Origin of the sequence: Xenophilus sp. (assembly GCF_044462705.1) — a bacterium.
Lineage (GTDB): Bacteria > Pseudomonadota > Gammaproteobacteria > Burkholderiales > Burkholderiaceae_C > Xenophilus > Xenophilus azovorans.
Window position 1 is genome coordinate 1 of the sequence record NZ_JBIQNC010000241.1, and the last position, 6,651, is coordinate 6,651.

Annotated in this window: 6 protein-coding genes; 5 read left to right on the plus strand and 1 reads right to left on the minus strand. The window is 67.0% G+C overall.

The annotated features are described in order from the left end of the window. The 4 genes from ACIY1X_RS23445 to ACIY1X_RS23460 all read left to right on the plus strand — a co-directional run. A partial coding sequence (locus tag ACIY1X_RS23445; RefSeq protein ID WP_399685307.1) for an enoyl-CoA hydratase-related protein occupies positions 1-430 on the plus strand: 430 nt, incomplete at its 5' end. Positions 431-595: 165 nt separating this feature from the next. Beyond that, on the plus strand, positions 596-1,495 hold the full coding sequence (gene mmsB, locus ACIY1X_RS23450; protein ID WP_041105531.1) for a 3-hydroxyisobutyrate dehydrogenase: 900 nt from the start codon (positions 596-598) through the stop codon (positions 1,493-1,495). After that, a complete protein-coding gene (locus tag ACIY1X_RS23455; RefSeq protein WP_212543346.1) occupies positions 1,488-2,579 on the plus strand; it encodes an enoyl-CoA hydratase/isomerase family protein in 1,092 nt (363 codons plus the stop codon). Before mmsB ends, ACIY1X_RS23455 begins: the two co-directional genes overlap by 8 nt. A gap of 64 nt (positions 2,580-2,643) precedes the next feature. After that, the gene (locus ACIY1X_RS23460) at positions 2,644-3,795 is read left to right on the plus strand and encodes an acyl-CoA dehydrogenase family protein (protein ID WP_041105533.1); all 1,152 of its coding nucleotides are present in this window, start codon (positions 2,644-2,646) and stop codon (positions 3,793-3,795) included. Here the strand turns inward: ACIY1X_RS23460 and ACIY1X_RS23465 are convergent, their stop codons facing one another. Then, a complete protein-coding gene (locus ACIY1X_RS23465) occupies positions 3,796-4,167 on the minus strand; it encodes a DUF2892 domain-containing protein (RefSeq protein ID WP_041105534.1) in 372 nt (123 codons plus the stop codon). A 207-nt stretch (positions 4,168-4,374) separates the two neighbouring features. Between ACIY1X_RS23465 and ACIY1X_RS23470 the strand changes: the two genes are divergently transcribed. Then, entirely contained in the window at positions 4,375-6,327 is a 1,953-nt protein-coding gene (locus ACIY1X_RS23470) for a DNA topoisomerase III (RefSeq protein WP_399685309.1), read from the plus strand. The last annotated feature ends 324 nt before the right edge of the window (positions 6,328-6,651 follow it).

Sequence of the window (6,651 nt, forward strand, 5' to 3'; positions counted from 1 at the left end):
GTGCGACATGATCTTCGCCGCCGACAACGCCCGCTTCGGCCAGCCGGAGATCAACCTCGGCGTGCTGCCGGGCATCGGCGGCACCCAGCGACTGACCCGCGCCGTGGGCAAGGCCAAGGCCATGGACCTGTGCCTGACCGGGCGTCAGATGGACGCCGAAGAAGCCGAGCGCGCCGGCCTGGTGGCACGGATCTTCCCGCAGGACAGCCTGCTGGAGGAAACCCTGAAGGCCGCCCGGGTGATCGCCGAGAAATCGCTGCCGGCCACCATGATGGTCAAGGAAAGCGTCAACCGCGCCTTCGAGACCACGCTGGCCGAAGGTATTCGCTTCGAGCGTCGCGTGTTCCATGCGGTGTTCGCCACGGCCGACCAGAAGGAAGGCATGGCGGCGTTCGCCGAAAAGCGCAAGCCGGACTTCAAGAACCGCTGAGCCACATTCAACAGGCCGTTCGAAAGCGTCGCGAGCGACGGCTATGCCAGGCGAAATCGCCCGAGGAAGCGGAGTTTACAAGTCGTGAATGAGCTTTCGTGGGGGATTTTAACGTCGCAGCGCCTGGCGCGGTAGCTTTCGGATGGGCTGCAAAAGGAACGAGCCATGCATATCGGATTCATTGGATTAGGCAACATGGGCGCGCCAATGGCGCGCAACCTGCTCAAGGCTGGCTACACGCTCAGCGTGTTCGATCTGAATACCCAGGTCATGGAGGCGCTGGCGCAGGCCGGAGCACTGCCGGCCGAGTCGCCGACCGCCATCGCGCGCGGCAACGCCGACGTCATCATCACCATGCTGCCCGCAGCGCCCCATGTGCGCAGCGTCTATTTGGGCGACGACGGGCTGATCCAGAACGTGCGCCCCGGCGTATTGCTGATCGACAGCTCGACCATCGACCCGCACAGCGCGCGTGACGTCGCCGCCGTGGCCGCCCAGCACGGCAACCCGATGCTCGATGCGCCGGTCTCCGGTGGCACGGGCGGCGCCGCAGCCGGCACCCTGACCTTCATGGTCGGCGGCAGCCGTGAGCACTTCGAGCGCGCCCGGCCGATCCTCGAGGCGATGGGGAAGAACATCATCCATTGCGGCGATACCGGCAACGGCCAGGTGGCCAAGGTCGCCAACAACATGCTGCTGGGCATCTCCATGATCGGCGTCGCCGAGGCGATGGCACTGGGCGTCGCGCTGGGCATGGACGCCAAGACCCTGGCCGGCGTCATCAATACCTCCAGCGGCCGCTGCTGGAGTTCGGACACCTACAACCCCTTTCCCGGCGTGCTGGACAACGCGCCCGCTTCGCGCGGCTACAGCGGCGGCTTCGGCACCGACCTGATGCTCAAGGACCTGGGCCTGGCCACCGAGGCCGCACGCCTGGCGCGCCAGCCGGTCGTGCTCGGCGCGGTCGCGCAGCAGCTGTACCAGGCCTTCAGCGCCGGGGGGCACGGCGCGCTGGATTTTTCCGCGATCATCAATCAGTACCGCAAGGATTCTCCCCATGAGTGAAGCCGAACGCCCCGTGCTGGCAGCCGTACGCAACCACGTCGGCCACCTCACGCTGAACCGCCCCGCCGGGCTCAACGCCGTCAATCTGGAGATGGTGCGCCTGCTCGACGAGCAGTTGCGCGCCTGGGCCGCCGACCCGTCGATTAACGCCGTGGTGCTGCGCGCCAACGGCGAGAAGGCGTTCTGCGCCGGCGGTGACATCCGCTCGCTGTACGACAGCTTCAAGCGTGGCGATACCGAGCACGAGACCTTTTTCGAGGAGGAATATGCGCTCGATCAGTACATCCATGCCTATCCCAAGCCCCTGCTGGCGCTGATGGACGGCTTCGTTCTCGGTGGCGGCATGGGCCTGGTCCAGGGTGCGGCGCTGCGGGTGATCAGCGAGCGTGCGCGCATGGGCATGCCCGAGGTCGGCATCGGCTACTTCCCTGACGTCGGCGGCAGCTATTTCCTCTCGCGTCTGCCCGGCGAGCTGGGCACCTACATGGGTGTGACCGGCCTGCCGATTCGTGCGGCCGATGCGCTCTACACGGGGCTGGCCGACTGGTGCATCAGCCATGAGCAGATCGCCGAACTCGACCGCTGCCTGGACCGCATGAGCTGGTCAGTGCATCCCCGCGAAGCGCTCCAGACCCTGGTCGGGTCGCTGGCCACCCGAGATCTGCCGGGCTCCGAGCTCAAGGCGGTGCGCCAGGCGATCGACGAGCACTTCGCGCACGCCGACGTTCAGGCGATTCGCGCATCGCTGGCCGCCGAGCGGCGGCCCGAGTTCGAGGACTGGGCACGGGAGACCGTCAAGGTGCTCGACAGCCGCTCGCCGCTGGCCATGAGCGTCACCCTCGCCATGCTCCGGCGCGGCCGCGAACTGGCGCTGGCCGACTGCTTTGCGCTGGAGCTGCATCTGGATCGGCAATGGTTCGCCCGCGGCGACATCATGGAAGGCGTGCGCGCGCTGATCATCGACAAGGACAAGAGCCCACGCTGGAACCCGCCGCAACTGTCCGAAGTCACCGCCGAGCAGGTTCAGAGCTTCTTCGCCGACTTCAAGCCGGCCACCCGCTCGCGGCGAACCGCCACGGCCTGACGCCGGCGGGCGGCGGTTATCGACCGCCCGCCCCGGCCTGAACAACGATAAAGAGAACCATGCGATGAACGACCTCGAACTCACCGAAGACCAGCGCATGATCCGCGACATGGCCCGCGACTTCGCCCGTCGCGAGATCGCTCCCCACGCCCAGGCGTGGGAAAAGGCCGGCTGGATCGACGACGCACTGGTCGCCCAGATGGGCGAGCTCGGCCTGTTGGGCATGGTCGTCCCGGAACAATGGGGCGGCAGCTACGTCGACTACGTCGCCTATGCGCTGGCGGTGGAGGAAATCTCCGCCGGCGATGGTGCCGTGGGCGCGTTGATGAGCATCCACAATTCCGTGGGTTGCGGCCCGGTACTCAAGTACGGTTCCCAGGCGCAAAAGGACGAGTGGCTCGCCGAGCTGGCCAGCGGGCGCGCTATCGGCTGCTTTGCCCTGACCGAACCCCAGGCCGGCTCCGAAGCGCACAACCTGCGCACCCGCGCCGAACGGGTGGACGGCCACTGGGTGCTCAACGGCGCCAAGCAGTTCTGCAGCAACGCCAAGCGCGCGAAGCTGGCGATCGTGTTCGCGGTGACCGATCCGGACCTTGGCAAGAAGGGCCTTTCGGCCTTCCTGGTGCCGACCGACACGCCCGGCTTCGTGGTCGAACGCAGCGAGCACAAGATGGGTATTCGTGCCTCCGACACCTGTGCCCTGGCGCTGACCGACTGCCGGGTGCCCGAAGCGAACCTGCTGGGCGAGCGCGGCAAGGGCCTGGCCATCGCCCTGTCGAACCTCGAGGGCGGGCGCATCGGCATCGGCGCGCAGGCACTGGGTATCGCCCGCGCGGCGTTCGAAGCAGCCCTGCGCTATGCCCGTGACCGGGTACAGTTCGGCAAGCCGATCGCCGAGCACCAGAGCATCGCCAATCTGCTCGCCGACATGCAGACACAGCTCAACGCCGCGCGCCTGCTCATCCTGCATGCAGCGCGGCTCAAGTCGGCGGGGCTGCCCTGCCTCTCCGAAGCCTCACAGGCCAAGCTGTTTGCTTCGGAGATGGCCGAGAAGGTCTGCTCGCAGGCGATCCAGATCCATGGCGGCTACGGCTACCTGGAGGACTACCCGGTCGAGCGCTACTACCGCGACGCCCGCATCACGCAGATCTACGAGGGCTCCAGCGAGATCCAGCGCCTGCTGATCGCCCGCGAGCTGGCCAGCTATTCGCTGTAGTTACACCGCCGGGCCGCGGCGCGACTCGTGGCCCATCGGCGTAGCGTCGGGGATTTGCACGTCGGGGTCCTGGAAATCCGGGCTGTGCACTTCCGAGTCCAGCGGCATGTGGGCGTAGCGCTCCGGCGGGAAATGGCCCTTGTGGTCATGCCGAGCGCCACTGGCCTCATGCTCAGTCAACATGCGCTTGGCCTCGCAACGCCCGGTTACGCCGCGAGCCAGCGCCATGCCACCCAGGGCCAGCTCCACCAGGCCGAACAGGCCGCCGCGGCGCAGGCCCTTGGCCAGCAGCATCACACCGCCGGCCACCGAAGCGGTACGCTCCCAGCCGTGGACGTTTTGCGGTGCGTTCTTGTCGTACAGGCGGTTCATGGTGGTCACCTCGTGTGTTTTCGGTCCTTATAGCTGACTGCGTGAACCCCAAGCCGTTCCGGTCCAGCCGACGACGCGACTTCTGTGCCCCAGGCTTCCGCCGGCGGGTAATGGCCGCTGCAGAAGCTGTATATCCATACATAAAAACATTGCCTGATCACGACGGGCCCGCCATGCTGTGCCAGTCATCCCTGCGGCCCGCCAAGCATGCGTCTGTTTCTCTGCGAAAAGCCCTCCCAGGCCAAGGACATCGCCCAAGTGCTCGGCGCGCGGCGCCGCGGTGAGGGCTGTTGGATCGGTAGTGACGTCACCGTGACCTGGTGCATCGGCCACTTGCTCGAAACGGCGCCGCCGGACGCCTATGACGGCCGCTACAAACGCTGGGCGCTGGCCGACCTGCCAATCGTGCCGCAGCGCTGGAAGCTGCAGATCAAGGGCAAGACGGCAAGCCAGTACAAGGCGGTGAAGCGCCTGCTCGGCGAATGTGCCGAACTGGTGATCGCCACCGATGCCGACCGCGAAGGCGAAATGATTGCCCGGGAGCTGGTCGAGCACTGCCGCTACCGCGGGCCGATTCAGCGTCTGTGGCTGTCGGCGCTCGATGAGGCCTCGATCCGCAAGGCATTGGCCGCACTGAAGCCCGGCGCCGAAACCTTCAACCTGTATCAGGCGGCGTTGGGACGCTCGCGCGCCGACTGGTTGATCGGCATGAACATGAGCCGGCTGTTCACCCTGCTCGGCCGCCGCAGCGGCTACCAGGGCGTGCTCACGGTTGGCCGTGTGCAAACGCCCACGCTGCGCCTGGTGGTCGATCGTGACCGCGCCATCGCCGCGTTCGTGCCGATGCCGTTCTGGGGAATCGAGGCGACGCTGCAAGCCGACGGCGAAACCTTCAAGGCCGACTGGATCGCGCCCGAAGCGGTCTGCGACGATCAGGGCCGCTGTCTGAACCAGGCGCTCGCCGCAGAGGCTGCCGATGCCATGCGCTTGGCGGCTCTGGCACAGGTCAGGGAGATCAAGACCGAACGCCAGCGCGAGGCCGCGCCGCTGCCCTTCGACCTGGGCACGCTGCAATCGGTTTGTTCGAAAAAGCTCGGGCTGGGCGCGCAGGAAACCCTCGATACCGCCCAGGCGCTTTACGAAACGTACAAGCTCATCACCTATCCACGCAGCGACTGTGGCTATCTGCCACTCAGCCAGCATGGCGAAGCGCCCACCATCCTTGCCGCGCTTGAACAGGCGGACCCGGTGCTCGCCGCCTTGCGCCCGCACCTGCTGCCCAGCCGCAAGTCGCGCGCCTGGAACGATGCCAAGGTAGGCGCGCACCACGGCATCATTCCCACCGCAGCGGCCGGGGCCCTGGCCCGCCTGAGCGGCAAGCAGCGCGCCGTCTATACGTTGATCCGCGCACGCTACCTGGCGCAGTTTCTCCCGCCGCACGAGTACGACCGGACTCAGGCCGAGCTGGACTGCGCCGGCCACGCACTGCGGGCAGTAGGCAAGCAGGTGGTCGAGTCGGGCTGGAAACGCGCGCTGCCCGAGGCGCTGGCTGCGGCCGGCCCGCGCCCGGCGCCTACTGCCCAGGTGCTGCCGAGGCTCGTTCGCGGGCAGACTTGCAATGTGCCGGCGGTAGCCCTCAAGGATCAGTTCACCCAGCCGCCCAAGCCCTACACCGAAGGCGACCTGATCCAGGCGATGAAGAACGTCGCCCGCCTGGTCGAAGATCCGCGCCTCAAGCAGAAACTCAAGGACACGACCGGCATCGGCACCGAAGCGACGCGCGCCGGGATCATTCAGGGCCTGCTCGAGCGTGGCTATCTGACCCGCCAAGGCAAGGCGCTGGCGGCTACACCCGCCGCGTTCAGCCTGATCGACGCCGTGCCGCGGCCGATCGCCGATCCGGGCACCACAGCGATCTGGGAGCAGGCACTGGACATGGTCCAGGCCGGTGAAATGCCGCTGGACGAATTCGTTGCAAAGCAGTCCGCCTGGATGAGCAAGCTGGTGGAACGCTGCGCAGGGCTGCAGCTGAGCATCAGCGGCCCCGCCATCGGCACGCCCGCCAGGCGCAAGGGTGGCAAGCGCCCGCGCTACGGCAAGCCGGGTACCTCCACGAAGGCAACGGGTGCCAAGGGCAGGAAGCGCGCCGCACCGAAGTGAGGGGCGTGCATAACGTGCCTGCTACTCGAGCGCGTGGACGACCCGGCGTCAGGTAGGGGAACGGGGCAATGGTTTGGCCGGCAGGGCTTGCGGTGGGCAAGGCTGCACCGTTGCCCACCCTCCGGATCGGCGCCGGCTGGCGCTACGGGATCCTTTTCCACCATCGGCCCCTGTTGCACCCCGCGCTGAACTCGTGAGAGTGGCCATCCCTATCGCTGCCGGATCCCGCTCCGCGCCGTAGGGTGGAAAGCGACCACGGGGCTTTTTCCAGGTTCATCGCGCTTTCCCGGGGAAGGCAGCCTTGATTTTCAGGAAGAAGTATTC

Bases quoted from the DNA above. Each gene is read 5' to 3' on its own strand.
- mmsB (WP_041105531.1), top strand. From the start codon at position 596: ATGCATATCGGATTCATTGGATTAGGCAACATGGGCGCGCCAATGGCG.
- ACIY1X_RS23455 (WP_212543346.1), top strand. From the start codon at position 1,488: ATGAGTGAAGCCGAACGCCCCGTGCTGGCAGCCGTACGCAACCACGTC.
- ACIY1X_RS23460 (WP_041105533.1), top strand. From the start codon at position 2,644: ATGAACGACCTCGAACTCACCGAAGACCAGCGCATGATCCGCGACATG.
- ACIY1X_RS23465 (WP_041105534.1), bottom strand. From the start codon at position 4,167: ATGAACCGCCTGTACGACAAGAACGCACCGCAAAACGTCCACGGCTGG.
- ACIY1X_RS23470 (WP_399685309.1), top strand. From the start codon at position 4,375: ATGCGTCTGTTTCTCTGCGAAAAGCCCTCCCAGGCCAAGGACATCGCC.